The following is a 22139-nucleotide window of genomic DNA, read 5'->3' as shown; positions in this document are numbered from 1 at the left end:
AGAACACCACCCGGTTCACTACGCATGGACCGCTCCTCTTCGTGCGTGTGCTCCTGTGACGCGCGAGCACCGGGGAACGTTCGGTGCGTCAGGGAAGTGGGCGTCAGGGAAGAGGGCGTCAGGGAAAGGCGGCCGGCCACCGGGACGTTGTACGGCGGCCTAGGGCCTGTCCGGCGGATCAGGTCGCAGGATATCGGCGGGACCTCGTCAGCGCAGGTGAGCGGGGCCTGGTGCGGCCAGCTGCAAGGCGGAGGAGCGCGGCGATGCGGAGCATCGGCAAGCGACGACAACGCCGCAGATGGGCGTGCCAGGCCCCGCGTCTGCGGCATGATCCGCCGGACAGGCCCTAGACCCCCACGCCCGCCGCCTCCCGCACCTCCGCCGCCTCCAGTCGCTCCGCCGTCCGTCGTGCCGTCCCCCGGGCCCAGCGGCCGTTGGCCACCGCGCCCAGCAGCAGGATCGCCAGGCCGCAGCCGACCAGGATCCACCAGCCCGGGACCGCGGCCTCGACGAAGGCCGCGCGGTACGGGGCGTCGCCGATGCCCGCCGCCAGGACCGCGCCGATCACCGCGACGCCCAGCGTCTGGCCGAGCTGGCGGCTCGTGGAGGCGACCGCCGCCGCGACGCCCGCCTGGGCGCGGGGCATGCCGGAGACCGCCGTGTTCGTGATGGGCGTGTTGACGAAGCCGAAGCCGACGCCGAACAGGGTGTAGCCCACGAAGAGCGTGATGTCGGAGGTCTCCGCGTCGAAGGCGGCGAAGAGCAGGGCGCTCGCCGTCATCGCCGCGCCCGCGATCAGCAGCGGCAGCCGCGGACCCCGGCTGCCCACCAGGCGGCCCGAGATCGGCGCGCACAGGAACGCCGGGAGGGCCAGCGGCAGCATCCACAGGCCCGCGTGCAGGGCGTCCAGCCCCCGCACGTTCTGCAGATACAGCGTGGACAGGAACAGGAAGCCGCCCAGCGCCGCGAACGCGCTGATCGCCGTCAGCGTGGCCCCGCTGAACGGCACCGAGCGGAAGAACCGCAGATCGATGAGGGGTTCGGTGCGGCGCGGCTCGTAGCGGAGCAGGGCGACGAGCGCGGCGAGCGCCACCGCCGCGAAGGGGAGCGTCGGTACGAGGCCCGCCTCCGGCGCCTCGATGATCGCGTACGTCAGCGACCCGAAGAGGGCGATCACCAGCAGCTGGCCGACCGGGTCGGGGCGGCGGGCCCTCGGGGCGCGGGACTCCGGGACGAAGCGGAGGGTGAGCAGGACGGCCGCCAGGCCGACCGGGAGGTTGAGCCAGAAGATCGAGCGCCAGCCCACCGACTCCACCAGCAGGCCGCCCACCAGGGGACCCGCGGCCATGGAGATGCCGATCACCGCGCCCCACACCCCGATCGCCCGGGCCCGCTCACGCGGGTCGGTGAACGTGTTGGTGATGATCGACATGGCGACCGGGTTGAGCATCGAGCCGCCCACCGCCTGGACCATGCGCGCCGCGATCAGCAGGCCCAGACTCGGCGCGAGGGAGCAGAGCAGGGAGCCGGCGGAGAAGATCACGAGCCCGGTCATGAAGACCTTCCTGCGGCCCACACGGTCGGCCGTGGAGCCCGCCAGCATCAGCAGGGAGGCCAGCACGAGGGTGTACGCGTCGATGGTCCACTGCATGCCCGACGTGGTGGCGTGCAGGTCGCGCTGCATGGCGGGCAGGGCCACGTTCAGCACGGTGACGTCGAGGCTCACGATCAGCAGGCTCATGCAGCAGATGGCGAGCACGAGCAGACGGCGGCGAGGGCTGAGCTCGGGCATGCTGTCCAGCCTACGCCCGCTTCGATAGTGCGTCTAACTAAAAGTGCCGCTAACTAAATGTGCGGCTGACTACTCCCGCGGTACGCGACAATGGGGGAATGCCCACGACCGCCTCGCCCCTCCGGATCGGCCCGCACACCGTCCAGCCCCCCGTCGTCCTGGCCCCCATGGCCGGGATCACCAACGCGCCCTTCCGCACCCTGTGCCGGGAGTTCAGCGGCGGCAAGGGGCTGTTCGTCAGCGAGATGATCACCACGCGGGCGCTGGTCGAGCGCAACGAGAAGACCATGCAGCTCATCCACTTCGACGCGAGCGAGCAGCCCCGGTCCATCCAGCTCTACGGCGTCGACCCGGCCACCGTCGGCAAGGCCGTCCGCATGATCGCGGAAGAGGACCTCGCCGACCACATCGACCTCAACTTCGGCTGCCCCGTCCCGAAGGTCACCCGCAAGGGCGGCGGCTCGGCCCTCCCGTACAAGCGCAACCTGCTGCGCGGCATCCTGCGCGAGGCCGTCGCCGGGGCCGGGGACCTGCCCGTCACCATGAAGATGCGCAAGGGCATCGACGACGACCACCTCACCTACCTCGACGCCGGCCGCATCGCCGTCGAGGAGGGCGTGAGCGCCATCGCCCTGCACGGCCGTACGACCGCCCAGCACTACGGCGGCACCGCCGACTGGGAGGCCATCGCCCGGCTGAAGGAGCACGTCCCGGAGATCCCCGTCCTCGGCAACGGCGACATCTGGTCCGCCGAGGACGCCCTGCGCATGGTGCGCGAGACCGGGTGCGACGGCGTCGTCGTCGGGCGCGGCTGCCTGGGCCGGCCGTGGCTCTTCGCCGACCTGGTCGCCGCCTTCGAGGGGCGCGCGGGCGACCTCGCCCGGCCCGCCCTGCGCCAGGTCGCCGATGTCATGGTCCGGCACGCCACCCTGCTCGGCGAGTGGATCGGCGACGAGGCGCGGGGCGTCATCGACTTCCGCAAGCACGTCGCCTGGTACCTCAAGGGCTTCGCGGTCGGCTCCGAGATGCGCAAGAAGCTCGCGATCACCTCGTCCCTCGCCGAACTCCGCGCCGGCCTCGACGAGTTGGACCTCGACCAGCCCTGGCCGGCCGGCGCCGACGGGCCGCGCGGCCGTACCTCCGGCAACAACCGCGTGGTGCTGCCCGACGGCTGGCTGAAGGACCCCTACGACTGCGCCGGTGTCGGCGAGGACGCCGAACTGGACACCTCCGGCGGCTGACCGGCCTACCGCGGCCGGTCAGCCGCCGGCAGGGCCTGCCCTAGTTCTTCTTCGGGTGCGGCGTCGAGCCGTACGCCGTCAGGAAGCGGTCGCGGAAGGCGTCCATCTTCCACACCGGCGCGTTGTGCGCGGGCCGCAGCCCGTCCGTCCACTTCCAGCCGCTGATTTTCTCCAGCACCTTGGGATCCTTGGCGACGATGGAGATCGGCACGTCCCGGCTGGCGTGGCTGCCGCTGACCCGGGCGATCGGCTGATGGTCGCCGAGGAAGACGAGGACGGTGTCGTCGGTGCCGTAGCGCTCCAGCCACTGGGTGAGCGCGGTCACCGAGTACTGGATCGACTTGCCGTACTCCTCGCGGGAGGCCGTGCTGTCGGCGATCACGTTGCTCGCCTTCTTGCCCGCCTTCTGGATCGGGCCGAACAGCGAGCCGTCGCCCAGCTCGTCCCAGCCGACCATCTTCGGGATCGGCGCCCAGGGCTGGTGACTCGACGTCAGGATGATCTCCGACATCAGCGGCTTGTCGTGCGGCTTGCCGTGCACCTGCCGCTGGAACGCCTCCAGCGCGTATTGGTCGGGCATCGTCGACCAGCTGAACTTCGGCCCCTGATAGCCCAGTTGGAAGGCGTTGTAGACCTTGTCGAGGCCGTAGTAGCTCTGCTCCGGCCAGCCCTTCTGCACACCCGGCATGATGCCGACCGTGTCCCAGGCGCCGGTCTTCTGGAACGCCTTGGTCAGGGACAGGTGGTCGCTCGCCATCACCGTGCGGTAGCGCTGCTGGTTGTCGATCCACAGTCCCGACAGGGTGGAGGAGTGGCCGAGCCAGCTGCTGCCGCCGTAGGTCGCCGAGGTCAGCCAGCCGCTCTTCGCGTGATAGCCGGCCTTCGCGAGCGCCGCGGTGCTCGACGCCAGTGTGCTGTCCACGCCGGGCGCCATGATCGGGTCCTCGATCGCGCTGCGGCCGTAGCTCTCGATGAACGTGAAGACGACGTCCTTGCCGCGCAGATCGGGCACCAGCTGGTCGGGCGGGGTGTTGCCGAAGGAGTCCGCCCGCGCCTCCTTCGCGAACGCGGCCTCGTCGCGCAAGGTGGCCCGCACCAGGTTGGCCTGCACGTTCGCCGCGTGGGCGGCGCGGGAGACGGCGAGCGGCTGGCCGCCGACCTGGATCGCCAGGATGGAGCAGGTCACCCAGGCCGTGCAGGCGACGAGGGTGGCCCGGGTCGAGGCCCGAGGGTCGCGCCCCAGGATCGTCCCGATCCGTACCACGGCCGCCGCCATCACCGCGAACAGCGCGGCGACGAGCGCGATCAGCCCGACCGTCGCCGCGATCGCGGTCGTGCGCCCCATCGAGTCGGCGACGTACGACTGCGCGTCGTCCAGCAGCTCCCAGTCGAGCACCGCGTTGAAGCCCCGGCCGAGGTACTCCCCGAAGCCGATGTTCAGCAGGTTCAGCACGGTCAGCGCGGCCAGCCCGAACCCGCCGAGCACCGCCGCCGCGATCCGCGGCCGGCGTGGCAGCGCGATCAGCACGGCGGCCATGACGATCGCCTCCGCGGGCAGCCGCAGAAACGTCCGCGGCTGGAGCGCGTTCATCGTGGACGGCATCAGCATGGCCCCGAGGACGAGGACCACGGAGAGCGCCGTGGTCGTCCACCACACCCCCCGGGCGACCCGCGGATACCGCGACCGCCAGTCCGGCCACCGGGGAAGCCGCGCCGCGAGGCGCCCCCGCAGCGAGACGGGTGCGGACCCGGGCGCGTCTGCCTCCGCCTCGGCAGGCACAGGGCGATGAGGTGTGGAGACAGACACCCGAGGGTCCTTCCGTACGAAGCCCGGTCGTGGGGCGGATCCGACGTGGGGGGATCGGACCCGCCACAGTGTCGTACGGCGTGCTGGGACCCCCTGTTCAGCGGTTTCGGGCAAACACCGTGCAAACAACGCCCCGCAAGGGGCGCGGGGAACTGCGCGCCAAGCCACAACGGACCCGCACTCGCACGATGACCCAGAGCCCCCTTCGCTCAGGCGCCCCCAACCGCAGTCAGCAAAGCAAGCGGCGCGGCGGCAGACCGCGACTCCCGCACACACGCGTGCGGATACGGCACGGGCTCCGGGTGGGTGTCCCGGCCGTACCCGGCCAGCACCTCCGGCAACCGATGCCCCGTCGCGCTCGCCGCGTCCACCAAGGCGTGCGCCACCGTCCGGGCCTCGTCATGCAGCCCGTACCGCGCCAGCCCCAGCGTGATCAGCGCGTTGTCGTGCGGCCACACCGACCCCCGGTGATACGACAGCGGGTGATACGCCGCCTGCCCCGCGGCCAGCGTCCGCACGCCCCACCCCGAGAAGAAGTCGGGCTCCAGCAGGCGCCGCCCCACCACCTCGCCGTACTCCTTGTCGAGCAGCCCGGACCACAGCAGATGCCCGGCGTCGGAGGCCAGCGCGTCCACCTGGCGGCCCTTGCCGTCCAGGGCCAGCGCCGGGAAGGACTGCTCGCGCATCCAGAAGTCCCGCTGGAAGCGGTCGCGCAGATCGGCGGCCGCCTGCTCCAGCAGGGCCGCGTACGTCTCGTCCTGCCACACCGTCCGCGCCAGCCAGGCCGTGCGGCGCAGCGCGTCGTAGGCGTATCCCTGCGCGCCCGCCGCCATCACCGGACCGACCGCCCGGGTGCCGTCGGCGGAGCAGATCGCGCCGGGGGAGTCCTTCCAGTTCTGGTTGGCGAGGCCGCCCTCGTCGGCCCGGTACACCAGGTAGCCGCGCGTGGTGAGCCCGCCGTGGTCCAGCATCCAGCCGATCGCCGCGCGGGCGTTGGGCTCCAGCCGGCGGGCGAGCGCGCTGTCCCCGGTCCGCTCGACGTACGCGCCCAGCAGGACGAGGAACAGCGGTGTCGCGTCCACCGAGCCGTAGTAGCGGCCGAACGGCACCTGCCCGAAGTGGGCCAGCTCGCCGTGCCGCACCTCGTGCACGATCTTGCCGGGCTGCGCGACCGCGTGCCGGCCGGTCTCGGTGGCCTGCGCGGCGGCGAGGGCGGGGAGCGTGGCGGCCGCCAGACGGGGGCGGTAGGGGAGGGCGAACAGCGAGGTCAGGAGGGCGTCGCGGCCCAGCAGGGTGAGGAACCAGGGGGCGCCGGCCGCCGGTACCCGCAGCTCCTCCCCGTCCGGGCCGGTCGCCGGGACCTGGAGCGTCGCGAGGTCGGCGAGGCCCCGCGCGCAGGCCGCCGCCAGCTCGGGCCAGCCGGTCGGGAAGGCCACGCCCTCCATGAACCTCTCCTCGGCGGCGAGGACTTGACCGGCCAGCGCGGCCGGGGAGCGGGGCACACGCAGGGCCCGCTTGTCGCCGTGCGGCCGGGCGATCACCCGCAGGGTCAGCTCGACGGTGCCGTGCGGCTCCAGGTCCACCCTCCAGACCAGGCGGCGGGCGCCGGTGCCGGTCTCCTCGACGGCGTCCGGGGAGGGGTCGGACGTCACCGTCGTACAGGAGCGCCATTCGCCGCGCTGGTAGGTGAACTCCACGCCGTGGTCGAGGACCTGGCGGCGGCGGACGGCGCCGGTCTTGGCGTAGGTGCGGTGGTCGGAGCGGAGTTCGAACTGGTCGGTGAAGTCGGCGTCGACGGTGACCGCGAGCCGCACCGTGGTGGGCACCGGGCGGTTGCTGGTGACGCGCAGCGACTCCACGAACGCGTTCTCGCCGACGGCCTGTTCCCGGAAGACCGTGCAGGACGGCGGCTCGTTGCGGCCGCCGCGCGGGACGAGGACACAGCGCGCGGTGTCCCCGTCGGCGACCGGCGTGAGCGGCTCGGGCACCGCCCCGTCGACGGTCAGCTGCCAGCGGCTGAGGTGCCGTCCGTCGCGGACGAACCACCCTTGCGGGGCGGAGCCGGTGCTCCGTACGCCGCTGATGTCCCCGCGGTCGTCGACGGCGGCGAACGTCCCGCCGTACACGAGCAGATGATGCCGGTCCGTCATCCCCGGTCCCCTCCCTTGAATCCAGTTGTTCCCGCCGTACGGCGATGCGTGACGCGGTCGACGCGTGGCGCGGTCAGTCGGTGCGGTGCGGTGCGGTGCGGTGCGGTGCGGTGCGGTGCGTTTGGTGCGTGCGGTGCGGTGCCGTGCGGTCAGTCGGTGCCGTGCAGCAGGTCGAGCGTGAGAGCGGCCGTCCAGCCGAAGCGGGTCGCGCCGCAGGGCTCGCCGGTGCGCGGGTCGACGTACTCCGCGAAGTCCGACGTGCCCGCGATGTCCAGGGCGGCCTCGCGCAGCGCGTCCGCGCGGGCCGTCTCGCCGTGCAGCCTCAGGCCCCGCTCCAGCAGCCAGTTCGTGTTGAACCAGGCGGGCCCGCGCCAGTAGCGGTGCGGGTCGAAGGCCTCGCCGAGCAGGTCGTAGCTGGGCACCAGACGGGTGGTGGTGCCGAGCCCGAAGCGGGGGCCGCGCAGGGTCCGTACGACGGCGGCGACCACCTCGCGCGGCAGGCCGGGCAGCAGCAGCGGCACGAGTCCGGAGACCCCGCGCTCGGGGATCAGGGTGTCCGTGCGCACGTCCCGGCAGAGGAACATGCCCTCCGCCGGGTCCCACAGCCGGTCGAGCATCGCGCCGGTCAGCCGCTCCGCGCGCGCGTGGCGGGCCGTGCCCGTCGCTCCGAGCTCGTGCGCGATGCGGGCGAGCGCGTGCTCGGAGGCGACGAGCAGGGCGTTGAAGGCCGGGTCCTCGACGGCGAAGTCGCCGCCCGCGGGGGCCCGGCGGGCGGCCCCTCTGTCCCCGTCGGCGTATCCGCCGTCCCGGTAGTCGGCCGCCAGCCGTACGTACCGCCCGTAGTCCAGATCCGTGGGCCGGTCCTCGGGCGCGCCGTGGGCGAGGTCGGCGCGGCGGAAGGAGCGGGCCGGGGCGGGCCTGACCCGGGCGAGCGGGGCGTCCCAGCTGGGGCTGTTGTCCATACCCTGTTCCCAGGGGTGCACGACGGACACCAGCCCGCCCCCGCCCAGGTCGCGCCGGTGCAGCAGATAGCGGTGCCAGGCGGCCAGCCGGGGATACATCCGGGCGAGGAAGCCGCGCGCCCGCGACAGCCCGGGGTCGGAGCGGTGCACCAGCCAGGCCGCGAGCGCGTGCACCGGTGGCTGCACGATCCCGGAGGTCTGTACGGTGCGCGGGGCGCCCGCAGCGCGCCCCGCGGTCGAGGAGCGCCAGAAGTCGGGGCTCGGGAAGTAGGCGTCGAGCGGGACGGAGGGGTTGAACACGATGTGCGGCACCCGCCCGTCGCCCCACTGGGCGTCCAGCAGCGTCTCCAGCTCGGTCTGCGCCCGCAGCGGCGAGACATGGCGGAGCCCGATCGCGATGAACGCGGAGTCCCAGGACCACTGGTGCGGATACAGGGAGCGCGAGGGCACCGTGGACGTTCCCGTCCAGTTGCCGTCGAGGACGTCCACCGCCCTGAGGTGCAGCGACCCGGGCGGGGACGCCGGACCGTATACAAGGGCGTGCTCGGCCGCGCGGGCAGTGAGCTGGGCGGTGCGATCCACTCGGGGCTCCCCGATGCTGTCTCAGTCGACGGGTTCGGCTGTGGCTACCGTAGGGTTACGTCTATTTAACACGCAAAACTCAATATGTAATGCAAACTTGAGAAACACAAGGGGGTGCGCATGACGAGTCGGGGTCAGGCAAGCGCCGGAGAACTGTTGGAGCTGGTCCGCAGCGGCCGGGCCACCACACGCGGCGCGCTGCAACAGGCCACCGGACTCTCGCGCGCCACGGTCGGCCAGCGGCTGGACCGGCTCTTCCGCGCGGGCTGGCTGCGCGAGGGCGCGGGCGGCCCGGTCGACTCCCCGCTCGGCGGACGCCCTTCCATCACCCTGGAGTTCGACGACGCCCACGCGATCGTCCTCGCCGCCGACCTGGACACCCGCCACGCGCGCGCGGCCGTCCTCACCCTCACCGGCGAACTGCTCGCCGAGCACACCGGCACCCTCGTCATCGAGGACGGCCCGGACGCGGTGCTGGGCGAGCTGGGCCGCTGGTTCGCGGAGCTGCTGGAGCGGGCGGGGCACGGGCCGCACGAGGTCTGCGGCATCGGACTCGCCGTGCCCGGCCCGGTGGACCGGGAGACCGGCCGGGTCGTCCAGCCGCCGATCATGCCCGGCTGGGACGGCTACGACATACGGGGCCGCCTCGCCCGGGCCCTCACCGAGCACACGGGCGCCCCCACGGTCCCTGTCCTGGTCGACAACGACGCCAACCTCATGGCCTACGGCGAGCAGCGCACGTCCTACCCCGACTGCTCGGCGTTCGTGCTGATCAAGGTCTCCACGGGTATCGGCGCGGGCGTGGTGGTCGGCGGCTCCATCTACCGGGGGATCGACGGCGGCGCCGGGGACATCGGGCACATCCGCGTCCCCGAGGGCGCCGAGGCCCTGTGCCGCTGCGGCTCCTACGGCTGTCTCGCCGCCCTCGCGAGCGGTGGCGCCGTGGCCCGTCGGCTGGCGGCGGCCGGGGTGCCGGCGGCGTCGGGTTCGGACGTACGGCAGCTGCTGGCGGCGGGGCATCCCGAGGCGATGGCGCTGGCCCGGGAGGCCGGCCGGCGGGTCGGGGAGGTCCTGTCGACCGTGGTGACCCTGCTGAACCCCGGCGTGCTGATGATCGCCGGGGACCTGGCCGGGACGCCGTTCGTCACGGGCGTACGGGAGCTGCTGTACCAGCGGGCGCTGCCGCGTTCGACGGCCCATCTGGACGTGGTGACCTCGCGGCTGGGGGAGCGGGCGGGGCTGGTCGGGGCCGGGGCACTGGTGGTGGAACACCTGTACGCGCCGGAACGGGTCGAGGAGCGGTTGCTGGCGCTCGGGGTGTAGAGCGGTCGCGGGCGGTCGTCGGCGGTCGGCTGGAGCGGTCGCGGGCGGCCGGGGTCGTAGCGGTTGCGCGCCCTCGGGGCGTGACGGAGAGTAGTCATGTGACATACGTATTTCCTGCCCGGGAACCCGTCCGCATGGTGAAATCAGGCCGCCCCGCCCGGCGTGATTCTCACCACCCTTGATAAGGGTTGCGCTCAGATGAGCGGATCACGAGCGACTGCACTTCTGGAAGGGGTGGCACTGAGTGCCACCCCTTGATCGTTCATCGATCGAACTCAGGCGTGCCGAAAGCCGCTCATCTGAGCGCGATGCCGCTGGTCGAGGGACCGCAGTGTTCAAGAAGTAAAGACAGGTGGCGTCGATTGCTTGCCAAGCCTTGACTTTCGATCCGGTGGCGGACGGCTGGTTACAGGCACATGACGCACGAGTGGACGTACCCAGGCGCCTTCGATCTGGGTATGTTCCTCGCCGTCAGGGCAGCCACCGCGTCCTCGAGGAGTCGAGACCCGTGTCGGAAAACAAAGAACCCCAGGTAGCCGTACAGGGCGAGAGCGTTGAGGGCGTGAAGTTCGTTTACGACTTCACCGAGGGCAACAAGGACCTCAAGGACCTCCTCGGCGGCAAGGGCGCCAACCTCGCCGAGATGACCAACCTGGGCCTTCCGGTCCCGCCCGGCTTCACGATCACCACGGAGGCCTGCAAGGTCTACCTGGAGAGCGGCGAGGAGCCCGCGGCACTGCGTGACGAGGTGAGTGCGCACCTCGACGCGCTGGAGCAGCGCATGGGCAAGAAGCTGGGCCAGGCCGACAACCCGCTGCTGGTCTCGGTGCGCTCCGGCGCCAAGTTCTCCATGCCCGGCATGATGGACACGGTCCTGAACATCGGCCTCTCCGACAAGTCGGTCCAGGGCCTGGCCGCCCAGGCCGGCGACGACCGCTTCGCGTGGGACTCCTACCGCCGCCTCATCCAGATGTTCGGCAAGACCGTCCTCGGCGTCGACGGCGACCTCTTCGAGGAGGCGCTCGACAAGGCCAAGGAAGCCAAGAAGGTCGTCGTCGACACCGACCTGGAGGCCGCCGACCTCAAGAAGCTGGTCACCACCTTCAAGAAGATCGTCAAGAAGGAGACCGGCCGCGACTTCCCGCAGGACCCGCGCGAGCAGATGGACCTCGCGATCAAGGCGGTGTTCGACTCCTGGAACGGCGACCGGGCCAAGCTGTACCGCCGCCAGGAGCGCATCCCCGGTGACCTGGGCACGGCCGTCAACGTCTGCTCGATGGTCTTCGGCAACCTCGGCCCCGACTCCGGCACCGGCGTCGCCTTCACCCGCGACCCCGCCTCCGGCCACCAGGGCGTCTACGGCGACTACCTGCAGAACGCCCAGGGCGAGGACGTGGTCGCGGGCATCCGCAACACCGTCCCCCTCGCCGAGCTGGAGCAGATCGACAAGAAGTCGTACGACCAGCTGATGCAGATCATGGAGACGCTGGAGAACCACTACAAGGACCTGTGCGACATCGAGTTCACGATCGAGCGCGGCCAGCTGTGGATGCTCCAGACGCGTGTCGGCAAGCGCACGGCGGGCGCCGCCTTCCGTATCGCGACCCAGCTGGTCGACCAGGGCCTGATCGACGAGACGGAGGCCCTGCAGCGGGTCACCGGCGCCCAGCTCGCCCAGCTGATGTTCCCCCGCTTCGACGAGCACGCGAAGACCGAGCAGGTGGGCCGGGGCATCGCGGCGTCCCCGGGCGCGGCGGTCGGCAAGGCGGTGTTCGACTCGTACACCGCGGTGAAGTGGTCGCGTTCGGGCGAGAAGGTCATCCTGGTCCGCCGGGAGACCAACCCCGACGACCTCGACGGCATGATCGCGGCGGAGGGCATCCTGACCAGCCGCGGCGGCAAGACCTCGCACGCCGCCGTGGTGGCCCGGGGCATGGGCAAGACGTGTGTCTGCGGCGCCGAGGAGCTGGAGGTCGACACCAAGCGCCGCCGGATGACGGTGCCGGGCGGCCACGTGGTGGAGGAAGGCGACGTCATCTCCATCGACGGTTCGAGCGGCAAGGTCTACCTCGGCGAGGTCCCGGTCGTACCCTCCCCGGTGGTGGAGTACTTCGAGGGCCGGATGCACGCGGGCGCCCAGGACGCCGACGAACTGGTCGAGGCCGTGCACCGCATCATGGCGTTCGCCGACCGCAAGCGCCGGCTGCGCGTCCGCGCGAACGCGGACAACGCCGAGGACGCGCTGCGCGCCCGCCGCTTCGGCGCCCAGGGCATCGGCCTGTGCCGCACCGAGCACATGTTCCTCGGCGACCGGCGTGAGCTGGTCGAGCGGCTGATCCTCGCCGACACGGAGGAGGAGCGCGAGCACGCTCTCCAGCAGCTGCTGCCGCTGCAGAAGAAGGACTTCGTGGAGCTGCTCTCCGCGATGGACGGCCTGCCGGTGACGGTCCGTCTCCTGGACCCCCCGCTGCACGAGTTCCTGCCGGACATCACCGAGTTGTCGGTCCGCGTGGCCCTCGCCGAGTCCCGCCAGGAGCCGCACGAGAACGACCTGCGCCTCCTCCAGGCGGTCCACCGCCTGCACGAGCAGAACCCGATGCTGGGCCTGCGAGGCGTACGCCTCGGCCTCGTCATCCCCGGCCTGTTCACCATGCAGGTCCGGGCGATCGCGGAAGCGGCGGCGGAACGCAAGAACGCGAAGGGCGACCCGCGCGCGGAGATCATGATCCCGCTGGTGGGCACGGTCCAGGAGCTGGAGATCGTCCGCGAGGAGGCCGACCGGGTCATCGCGGAGGTGGAGGCGGCGACCGGTACGGACCTGAAGCTGTCGATCGGCACGATGATCGAACTGCCCCGCGCCGCGGTGACCGCCGGTCAGATCGCGGAGGCCGCGGAGTTCTTCTCCTTCGGCACGAACGACCTCACCCAGACGGTGTGGGGCTTCAGCCGGGACGACGTGGAGGCGTCCTTCTTCACGGCGTACCTGGAGAAGGGCATCTTCGGAGTGTCCCCCTTCGAGACGATCGACAAGGACGGCGTCGGCGCCCTGGTCAAGGCGGCGGCCCAGGCGGGCCGCGAGACCCGCCCCGACATCAAGCTCGGCGTCTGCGGCGAACACGGCGGCGACCCGGAGTCCGTCCACTTCTTCCACGAGGTGGGCCTGGACTACGTCTCCTGCTCCCCCTTCCGCATCCCGGTGGCCCGCCTGGAGGCAGGCCGCGCGGCAACGGAGTCCCAGGGCAGCGACCACCGCTGAACAGGGGCCCACTCGGGCCCCCACCAACCCCGGAGCCGCCGTACGGTCCCCGACCCTCACCGATCGGCGGCGGCTCCGGCACGCAAGAAGAAGGGCGGCACCCTGTGCGGGGGTGCCGCCCTTCGGTGTTCGGCCACTGTCTGAAACTCGATCACTTGATGTGATGGCAGTTTTGAAGAGGGAAGGATTCGCCGCGTAACGCATCCATTACGTTCTGTAGTCCCGGTGGTCGCAGGGGCTACCGGGGGACTCGGAGAGGTGTGGGATGCGCAAGATCGTGGCCGGTCTGTTGGCGGCTGGAGCGTTTCTGACAGGTGCGGGGACTGCCTTGGGGGCAGGTGAGTGGCACGCCATGTCGGACATGGAAGGGGGTGGCGTCTCCTTCTTCGACGGCCAGTACCGATTCAATCCGGCGGACAGGAATCACGGTTCCTTCGAATGGAAGGGCAAACTTCAGGACACCGGGGAGCACGACGGCCACAACGTCTACATGCAGGTGCGTGTGGAGGGCCACAAGTGGGTGCGCTACAGCGGCAAGCAGGGCAAGACGGTCTCGATGCACCAGATGAACTGGGACGGCGCCCAACTCGACACACACCACGCTTACATCCGCGCGTGCCGTGACAAGGGAAGCCTTCAGCCTGACAACTGCACGCCCGCCCAGCATTTTGAGAACCCCAAGTACGCCAGGCACCACAGGCACTGAGACCGGGTCAAACGCGTGAGCCCGGACTGTGTTCGGGCTCTGCTTGTGCAAGGGGAACGTCATCAATACATCAGAGGTATTGGCCGCCAAAGGGATCGACCTCTTCTACGGTGACACCGCGGCGGTACGCGGCGCCAACATCGGTGTGAGGCCAGGGGAGGTAGTGGCGATCACCGGGCAGAGCGGCTCCGGCAAGTCATCACTGCTGTACTGCCTGGCGGGGGTGTTGCCTGTCGCTCGTGGCGAGGTGTGTTTCGAGGGCCGCAACCTCGCCGAACTCGACGACGAGGAACTGAGTCAGCTGCGCCGCGAGCGATTCGGCTTCGTCTTCCAGTACGGCGAACTGCTGCCTGAGCTGACCGTGGAGGAGAACGCCGCTCTGCCGTTGCGTCTGGCCGGCCAACGGAAATCGGAGGCACTCGCTGCCGCCGGGAACGTCCTGGGGCGACTGGGACTCGCCGACCTGCGGCAGCGCAGGCCCTCGCAGGTGTCCGGCGGGCAGAGCCAACGCGTCGCGGTGGCACGCGCGTTGGTCCACCGGCCGGCCGTGGTTTTCGCCGACGAACCGACTGGCTCGCTCGACAGCGCCAACGCCATCACGGTCCTGGAGGAGTTTCTGTCGCTGGCGCGCTCGCAAGGCACGGCCGTCGTGCTCGTTACGCACGACAACGAAGTCGCTTCCCGGGCAGACACCCATTACATGATGCGCGACGGTGAGCTGGCCCTGCGGGCGAGGGAGGTGTCGTGAGGGAACTCCTCCTAGGTGTACGCCTGTTGCTGGGCAACGGGCGCGGCAACCGGACGCGCTTCGTCCTCATGGTTCTGGGCGGCGCGGTGGGCGTGTGCTGCCTGGCCCTGGTCCTCACCATTCCCGGCATCCTGGCAGCACAGGACGCACGGCAGGCGGCACGGCAGCCGGACTGCGTGACGGACGACCACGACCTGTGCGGTTCGGGTAACCGGGCCGCCCTGCTGCTCACCCGTACCGACCCTTATGGCTCCCACCGCATGACACGGGTCTTCCTCGCTCGGGGCACCGCCCCCGCCGAGCCGCCGCCGGGGCTGAACGCGATTCCCGCGCCCGGAGAAGTGTTCCTCTCCCCCCGGCTGCACGAAGTGCTCCGAGAGCAGCCGGGCGTCGCCCAACTTCTTCCCGGTCGGGAGCGAGGGCGGATCGCCCCCTCTGGGCTGGCCCGTCCGGACGAGTTGTACGCATACATCGGTGTGGAGCGCGAGGTACTGAAGGGGACCGGGCAGCCGGTAAACCGGTTCGGGACGTCACGGGCCTGGTTTCCCGCCGTGGAGTCCTCGGCGCTCGACATCGTCCGATTCACCCTGGCTGCGGTCGTTCTCGTCCCGCTCGGCGTCTTCCTCTCCGTGTGTTCCCGACTCTCCGCCGCGACAAGGGCGCGTCGTCTGGCGGCGCTGCGGCTGCTGGGGCTGAGCAAGAAGGGTGTTCAGCGCGTCAACGCCACCGAGACCGTGGCCGCCGCAGTGCTCGGCGCGACGCTCGGGCTGGGCCTGTACTGGCTGTTGAACCAGTCCATGGCCCGGATCGGGCTGCCCGGGTTCAAGTGGTACCCCGGAGATGGGTCACTCACCGGGGCCACGATGTTGCTGTGCCTGGTGGGATGCCCCGCGCTGGCCTGGTTCGTGGGACGAGCCGGTGTCCGCCGGGCCGCCGACAATCCCCTGGAGGTCCGGCGCGGCGCCGGGGCGAAGCAGCCGAGCAAGTGGGGGCTGCTGCCGCTTCTTCCAGGACTCGGCATCATGGCGGGCTACTGCGTGGCCGGCGTCACGGGCCACGCACCGCGCGACACCAAGGTGTCGTCGATCCTGATGCCGCTCGCCGTGCTCCTCGTGGGCACCGGACTGGCTCTGACGTTGCCGCTGATCTCGCAGTACCTCGCCCGGCGTCTCGCCCGGTCGACCCGCTCGGTTTCACTCGGCCTCGCCATGCGCCGCAACGAGATGGAAGCGGGAGGTGCCCTGCGCGTCGCCACCGGTCTGGTTCTTCTGGTCTTCGCCGCCTCACTCGTGCAGGGGGTGTTGATCGAGCTCGACCAAGTCACCAAGAACACGGCGAGTGTGCAGGTGTACCGCATCGACGTGGCGGCCGTCACTCCGGGTGAACAGCGGGCTTTCGAGAACGTCCCGGGAGTGTCGGGTCATGTGGTGACGGCGGATTCATGGACGAAGGTGGGCGACGGTGACCTCGATCCGTCGATCAATGCTGTCATCGGCACCTGTGCTCAACTGCGCCCTGTGGTCGCGAGGCTGGGGCACTGTGTTGATGGCCAGCCCGCGCTTCTCGTCAATCCTGAGCAAAGCGTTTCGGTGGACAGCAAGCCCGGAGCGGAGTTCCCGTTCCATCTCGTCGACGTACGAGGCGAACGGCGTGTGAAGTCCGTTGAGGTCCCTCGGCACGTCGTGCGTTTCAACGATGACCCCGGCACCTCGGCCCTAAGCAGTGGCGACGTCCTGCTACCACCCTCGTTCCTGCCCCCCGGCTTCCGTCCCGAGTCGGGCACCCTCACTTTGGTCAGCTCCCCAGACGCGGACACCGTTCGTTCCGTCCTCGACGGTATTGGAGGCGTGGCCCCGACCGTGGCTGTCGAGCCCTCGGGTTACAACGTCGACTCTCTTGAGCAGGTCTCCATTGTCAGAACCCTCCTGGCCATGGGCATGGTCCTGGGCCTCGTCATCGGCGTAGCGGCGTACCTCGTGGCGGCCGCCGACCGGGCTGTCGAGCGGCGTCCTCAGGTCACCGCTCTGGCGCTCATCGGCGCGCGTCCCGGCACCCTGCGAGCCGTGCAGGTCGCTCAAGTGGTGCTGCCCCTGGGGGTCGGGTTGGTTCTGGCTGTGGTGTTGGGGAAGGCTGCCGAGTCGAGTTATCTCGTGACCGGGGGTGGTGTGATCTTCTGGGACGGGGACGGGGTGCCGATTCTTCTGGGGTCCGCTCTGGGGGCCGTGGTGGTCGCTGCTCTTGGTTCGTTGCCGCTCGTCGGTCGGCGTATCGATCCTGAGCTCATTCGCCGGGACTGAGCGGGACTGAGGGAGCAGGGCGGTGGTCGTGGGTCGGGTTCTGCGGCTGCCGCCCCGGTGTATGTGCATACGCCCAGCGAACAGGCCCCCTTCTACCCTGGCAGGGATCAGTGGAGGGAGAGGTGGCTATGGGTGGGTGGGGTGTGGGGGATCTTGTGGGGCAGCGGGGGCGGGTTGTTGTTGTTACTGGGGGGAATGGGGGGCTTGGGTTTGTTGTGGTGCGGGAGCTGGCTCGGCGCGGGGCCCGTGTGGTCGTCGCGTGTCGGAGTGCGGCTCGCGGGCAGAGTGCCGTGGAGCGGGTGCGGCGGGAGGTCGGGGATGCCGATGTCGAGTTCCGGTTGCTCGATCTCGCTGATCTGAGGTCCGTGCGGGAGTTCGCCGCCGGGTTTCCGTATGACCGGCTCGATCTGCTCGTCAACAACGCCGGGGTGATGGCCGTTCCGTACGGCACGACCGCCGACGGGTTCGAGAGCCAGTTCGGGGTCAATCATCTCGGGCACTTCGCCCTCACCGGGCTCCTCCTGCCCCGCCTGCTCGCGACCCCGCAGTCCCGCGTCGTCACCGTCTCCAGCATGATGCACGCCCTCGCCGGCGTCGACTTCCTCGACCTCAACTCCCTGCGCAGTTACCGGCCCTGGATCGCCTACGCCCGTTCCAAGAGCGCCAATCTGCTCTTCACGCACGAGCTGGCCCGGCGCCTGGCCGCCGCCGGGGCCGATGTCGTCGCGGCCGGCGCGCACCCGGGGTACGCGGCCACTGGGCTCACCTCCGGCGTGGGCGGCCCCGCCACCCGCGCATTCCTGGCGATCGGCGACCGCGTCCTCGCCCAGTCCGCCGAGGCCGGCGCCCTGCCCACGCTGTACGCGGCCACCGCCTACGGCGTCCGGCCCGACTCCTTCACCGGTCCCGCCCTCGCCATGTGGCGCGGGGCGCCCGCGCGATCGTGGCGGGCGCCCTGGACGCTCAAGGACGCGGCGGGCGAGCGGCTCTGGGAGGCCTCAGAGCGGCTCACCGGGGTGACGTACGGCGAACTGAGGGTCTGAGTCGCTCAGTGGGAGCAGCCCGTAGCCGGAAACCCTCGGGACGACGATCGGCCTTCCTCAGGCGCTCCGCACCTCGTACGTCGTCACCGCCACCGTCTCGTCGTCCAGGCAGCGGCCGTCGAGCAGGTCGAAGCGCTGTTTGAGGAGGGGTGAGGCGACGAACGGGCGGCCCCGGTGGGTGCCGGTCAGGCCGCGGGAGAGGACCGCGGCGCCGCCGAAGGGGTCGCGGTTGTCGATGGCGTACAGCTCGCCCGCGCGGTCGCGGAACAGGGCCACCTGGCGGCCGTCGGGGAGGAGCGCGGCGACGCCCCTGCCGGGCAGCAGCCGGCTCAGGTCGCAGACCGTCAGCCAGTCGTCGTCCAGCTTGATCTGGACCTTCAGGTCGGTGGTCTCGGGGGCCAGGGTCATCGCTGGGCGCTCCCTTCCAGGGGACGGTTGCCAAGGGTGAGCAGCGGCAGGTCGGGCTTGATCTGGTCGCGCTCGGGGACGAAGCCGACGACCGGGTCGGGGGTGTCGGGGGCGTTCACGAAGGACACGAACCGGGCGAGCTTCTCGGGGTCGTTGATGGTCGACGCCCACTCGTCGGCGTAGTGCGCGACATGCGCCGCCATCAGCGACTCCAGTTCCTCGCAGATGCCGAGGGAGTCCTCCACCACCACCTCCCGTACGTGGTCCAGGCCGCCGGGGATCCGCTCCAGCCAGGTGGAGGTGCGCTCCAGGCGGTCGGCGGTGCGGATGTAGAACATCAGGAAGCGGTCGATGAGGCGGATCAGTTCGGCGTCGCCGAGGTCCTGGGCGAGGAGGTCAGCGTGGCGCGGGGTGGCGCCGCCGTTGCCGCCGACGTACAGGTTCCAGCCGTTGGAGGTGGCGATGACGCCGAAGTCCTTGGACTGGGCCTCGGCGCACTCGCGGGCGCAGCCGGAGACGGCGGACTTGAGCTTGTGCGGGGAGCGCAGGCCCCGGTAGCGCAGCTCCAGGTCGATCGCCATCCGGACCGAGTCCTGGACGCCGTAGCGGCACCACGTCTGGCCGACGCAGGACTTCACCGTGCGCAGCGCCTTGCCGTAGGCGTGGCCGGACTCGAAGCCGGCGTCGACCAATCGAGTCCAGATGAGGGGGAGTTGCTCGACGCGCGCGCCGAACATGTCGATGCGCTGGCCGCCGGTGATCTTCGTGTAGAGGCCGAAGTCGCGGGCGATCTCGCCGATCGTGATCAGGCCCTCGGGGGTGATCTCGCCGCCGGGGATGCGCGGGACGACCGAGTACGAGCCGTTCTTCTGGAGGTTGGCGAGGAAGTGGTCGTTGCTGTCCTGAAGGGCCGCCTGCTCGCCGTCGAGGACGTAGCCGCTCGCGCCGATCGTCGGGGCGAGGGAGGCGATGATCGAGGCCACGGCCGGCTTGCAGACCTCGCAGCCGTCGCCGCCCCGGGCGTCCTCGCGGCCGTAGCGGTCGAGGAGGCCCTGGAAGGTGTTGATACGCAGGGCGAGGACGATCTCGTAGAGTTCCTCGCGGGTCTGGGAGAAGCAGCCGCACAGGCCCTTGTCGACCTCGACGCCGCTCGCCTCCAGTTCGGCGGTGACCAGTTGGCCGAGGACCTTGACGCAACTGCCGCAGCCCGTACCGGCCTTGGTGCACTTCTTGACCTCGGGGACCGTGGTGCAGGAGTGCTCCGTCACCGCGCCCCGGATCGCGCCCTTGCTGACGTTGTGGCAGGAGCAGATGATCGCCTCGTCCGGGAGGGCGGACGGGCCGAGCTGGGCCCCGGCGCCGGCTCCGGCGGGCAGGACCAGGGACTCCGGCGAGACCGGCGGGACCGAGCCGGTGAACGCGCGCAGCGTGCCGTACGCCTCCGCGTCGCCGACCAGGATGCCGCCGAGCAGGGTGCCGTCGCGGCCGATGACCAGCTTCTTGTACAGGCCCGCGCGGGAGTCGGAGTAGACGACGTCCAGGCAGTCCTCGGTCGCGCCGTGCGCGTCGCCGAAGGACGCCACGTCCACGCCGAGCAGCTTCAGCTTGGTCGACAGGTCGGCGCCGGTGAACGCGGCCTCGTCGGAGGCGATGGTCGCGGCCGCAGTCTCCGCCTGCTCGTAACCGGGCGCCACCAGGCCGTACACCCGGCCGTCGGCGGCCAGCGCGCACTCGCCGATCGCGAAGACGTGCGGGTCGCTCACCGTACGGCACTGCTCGTCCACGGCGATGCCGCCGCGCTCGCCGACGGAGAGGCCGCAGTCCCGGGCGAGTTGGTCCCTCGGCCGGACGCCGGCGCTGAACACCACCATGTCCGTGGCGAGTTCGGAGCCGTCGGACAGCTTCATGCCGGTGACCGCGCCGGACGCGTTGACGACGATCTCCTGGGTGCCGACGCCCGTGTGGACGCTCAGGCCCATGTCCTCGATGGTGCGCAGCAGGGCCGCGCCGCCGCCCTCGTCGACCTGGACGGGCATCAGCCGGGGCGCGAACTCCACGATGTGGGAGGTGAGTCCGAGGCCCTTGAGGGCGCCGGCCGCCTCCAGGCCGAGCAGGCCGCCGCCCACCACGGCACCCACCGTGGCCTTCGACGCCGCGTACTCCTCGATCGCGAGCAGGTCCTCGATGGTGCGGTAGACGAAGCAGCCCTCGGCGTCCTTGTTCGGGACCGGCGGTACGAAGGGGTAGGAGCCGGTGGCCAGGACGAGGGTGTCGTACGCGAAGACCTGGCCGGACCGGGCGGTGACCGTCCTGGCGTCGCGGTCGACGCTCTCCGCGGGGTCGCCGAGGTACAGCTCGATGCCGTGGTCCTTGATGAACTCCAGGTCGGTCAGGGAGAGATCCTCGGGCGTCTTCCCCGAGAAGTACGAGGTGAGCGCCACGCGGTCGTACGCGGGACGAGGCTCCTCGCACAGCACGACCACGCGGTGCGTGGCGGTCAGGCCGCGCTCGGCGAGCGCTTCGAGGAAGCGCTGGCCGACCATGCCGTGGCCGACGAGCACGATCGTGGGGGTGGCCTCCGTGGCCTCCGGGGTGGCGGTCATCAGGAGCCTCCATCGTTGGTGAGCAGGTGGAGCAGCGGGGCGCCGTCGGAGGGGAGCGGCTCCGCTCCCTCCCAGGCGCGGGCGAGGGCGCCCACAGTGCCGAGTTCGCCGACGAGCACACCGCCGACCAGGCGGTCGTCGCGGACGACGACCTTGCGGTACGTGCCACGGGTGGCGTCGGTGAGTTGGACGACGTCGTCGCCGGGCAGCGGGACCGTCTCGCCGAACGCGGCGAGGTCGAAGGGCGTGCCCTGGCCGTTCAGGGTGAGCCGGGTCAGGGCGCGGGTGCCGGCGTAGCGGGCGTGGTCGCTCCCCGCGAGCAGTTCGGCGAGGACGTCGGCCTGTTCCAGCGCGGGTGCCGCGAGGCCGTACAGCTCGCCGCCGTGCTGGGCGCAGTCGCCGATCGCCCGGATGTGCGGGTCGGAGGTGCGCAGATGGTCGTCGACGAGGACGCCCTTGTGGACGGCGAGGCCCGCCTGCTGGGCGAGGCCGACGCGCGGGTGGACGCCGCAGGCCAGCACCACGAGGTCGGCGTCGAGGGCGTAGCCGTCGGCCAGCTCGACGGAGCGGACCGCGCCGCCGACGCAGCGCACGTCCCGCACGCGGCACTCGGTGTGCGCCTCGACGCCCAGGTCCTTCAGGTGTCCCAGTACCAACGCCGAGGCGTTGGGGTCGAGTTGACGCTCCATCAGTCGCTCGGACTGCTGGGCGAGGACGACCTGGGCGCCGCGCACCGCGAGGGCGCGGGCCGCGGAGACCCCGAGGAGGCCGCCGCCGATGACGACCGCCCGCACGCCCGGCCGTACCGCCTTGGACAGGCCCATGCAGTCGTCCATGGTGCGGAACGCGTGCACGCCGTCGGGGAGTTCGTGGTCGGGCGTGAACAGTCCGCGCAGGGGCGGGAGCACCGGGTTGGACCCGGTGGCCAGCACCAGGGTTTCGTATGCGATCTCCGTGCCGTCGGCGCAGGTCACGGTGCGGCGGGCGCGGTCGATGCCGGTGACCCGGGACCGGATCAGCCCGTCGGGCGTGGGCAGCGCGATCACGTCGGGGGAGTAGCGGCCGGCCAACACCTCGGCGAGCAGGACCCGGTTGTACGGGCGATGCTCCTCCTCGCCGACGATCAGCGCGGGCGTGCCGAGCTCACCGAGCCGACGGGCGAGGCGTACGCCCGCGAGGCCGGCGCCGATCACCACCACACGCGTATTCGAGGTCATGTCC

General features: G+C 71.1%; 14 protein-coding genes. 7 read left to right on the top strand and 7 right to left on the bottom strand.

What is annotated here, in order from left to right; translation table 11 throughout:
• Positions 1-346: 346 nt before the first annotated feature.
• A complete protein-coding gene (locus ACZ5NW_RS12375; RefSeq protein WP_468743751.1) occupies positions 347-1792 on the bottom strand; it encodes an MFS transporter in 1446 nt (481 codons plus the stop codon).
• A gap of 98 nt (positions 1793-1890) precedes the next feature.
• Here ACZ5NW_RS12375 and dusB point away from each other — a divergent pair, with 98 nt between their 5' ends.
• Positions 1891-3033: a tRNA dihydrouridine synthase DusB gene (gene dusB / locus ACZ5NW_RS12370; protein WP_468743750.1), complete on the top strand. Its 1143-nt coding sequence runs from the start codon at positions 1891-1893 to the stop codon at positions 3031-3033.
• 40 nt (positions 3034-3073) lie between these two features.
• Here dusB and ACZ5NW_RS12365 read toward each other — a convergent pair whose 3' ends face one another.
• The 3 genes from ACZ5NW_RS12365 to ACZ5NW_RS12355 form a co-directional block, all read right to left on the bottom strand.
• Positions 3074-4840 (bottom strand): LTA synthase family protein, encoded by a 1767-nt coding sequence (locus ACZ5NW_RS12365; protein ID WP_468743749.1) that lies wholly within the window; start codon positions 4838-4840, stop codon positions 3074-3076.
• Positions 4841-5049: 209 nt separating this feature from the next.
• Positions 5050-6990, bottom strand: a complete 1941-nt coding sequence (locus ACZ5NW_RS12360; protein WP_468743748.1) for an amylo-alpha-1,6-glucosidase — start codon at positions 6988-6990, stop codon at positions 5050-5052.
• A 149-nt stretch (positions 6991-7139) separates the two neighbouring features.
• Complete coding sequence (locus tag ACZ5NW_RS12355; protein WP_468743747.1) at positions 7140-8534, bottom strand: MGH1-like glycoside hydrolase domain-containing protein; 1395 nt, start codon at positions 8532-8534, stop codon at positions 7140-7142.
• 120 nt (positions 8535-8654) lie between these two features.
• Between ACZ5NW_RS12355 and ACZ5NW_RS12350 the strand changes: the two genes are divergently transcribed.
• The 6 genes from ACZ5NW_RS12350 to ACZ5NW_RS12325 all read left to right on the top strand — a co-directional run bounded on the left by ACZ5NW_RS12350 (position 8655) and on the right by ACZ5NW_RS12325 (position 17907).
• Complete coding sequence (locus ACZ5NW_RS12350; RefSeq protein WP_468743746.1) at positions 8655-9857, top strand: ROK family protein; 1203 nt, start codon at positions 8655-8657, stop codon at positions 9855-9857.
• A gap of 508 nt (positions 9858-10365) precedes the next feature.
• Positions 10366-13113 carry a pyruvate, phosphate dikinase gene (gene ppdK / locus ACZ5NW_RS12345; protein ID WP_468743745.1) on the top strand — a complete coding sequence of 916 codons (2748 nt, stop codon included), beginning with the start codon at positions 10366-10368 and terminating at the stop codon, positions 13111-13113.
• Between the two features lie 265 nt (positions 13114-13378).
• A complete protein-coding gene (locus ACZ5NW_RS12340) occupies positions 13379-13819 on the top strand; it encodes a hypothetical protein (protein ID WP_468743744.1) in 441 nt (146 codons plus the stop codon).
• Between the two features lie 94 nt (positions 13820-13913).
• Entirely contained in the window at positions 13914-14567 is a 654-nt protein-coding gene (locus tag ACZ5NW_RS12335; protein ID WP_468743877.1) for an ABC transporter ATP-binding protein, read from the top strand.
• A complete protein-coding gene (locus ACZ5NW_RS12330; RefSeq protein ID WP_468743743.1) occupies positions 14564-16864 on the top strand; it encodes an FtsX-like permease family protein in 2301 nt (766 codons plus the stop codon). The genes ACZ5NW_RS12335 and ACZ5NW_RS12330 overlap by 4 nt, the downstream gene beginning before the upstream one ends.
• Positions 16865-16992: 128 nt before the next feature.
• Positions 16993-17907: an oxidoreductase gene (locus ACZ5NW_RS12325; RefSeq protein WP_468743742.1), complete on the top strand. Its 915-nt coding sequence runs from the start codon at positions 16993-16995 to the stop codon at positions 17905-17907.
• 57 nt (positions 17908-17964) lie between these two features.
• Here the strand turns inward: ACZ5NW_RS12325 and nirD are convergent, their stop codons facing one another.
• Genes nirD through ACZ5NW_RS12310 form a run of 3 tightly spaced genes read right to left on the bottom strand, consistent with a single transcriptional unit; the run spans position 17965 to position 22135 of the window.
• Positions 17965-18315, bottom strand: coding sequence for a nitrite reductase small subunit NirD (gene nirD, locus ACZ5NW_RS12320; protein ID WP_468743741.1), 351 nt, complete (start codon positions 18313-18315; stop codon positions 17965-17967).
• Entirely contained in the window at positions 18312-20918 is a 2607-nt protein-coding gene (nirB, locus tag ACZ5NW_RS12315; protein ID WP_468743740.1) for a nitrite reductase large subunit NirB, read from the bottom strand. The genes nirD and nirB overlap by 4 nt, the downstream gene beginning before the upstream one ends.
• Positions 20918-22135 (bottom strand): NAD(P)/FAD-dependent oxidoreductase, encoded by a 1218-nt coding sequence (locus ACZ5NW_RS12310; protein ID WP_468743739.1) that lies wholly within the window; start codon positions 22133-22135, stop codon positions 20918-20920. The genes nirB and ACZ5NW_RS12310 overlap by 1 nt, the downstream gene beginning before the upstream one ends.
• Positions 22136-22139 lie beyond the last annotated feature (4 nt).

The sequence above is a fragment of the Streptomyces sp. NPDC032126 genome, from assembly GCF_055580085.1.
This window is presented reverse-complemented; position numbering and strand designations above follow the sequence as displayed.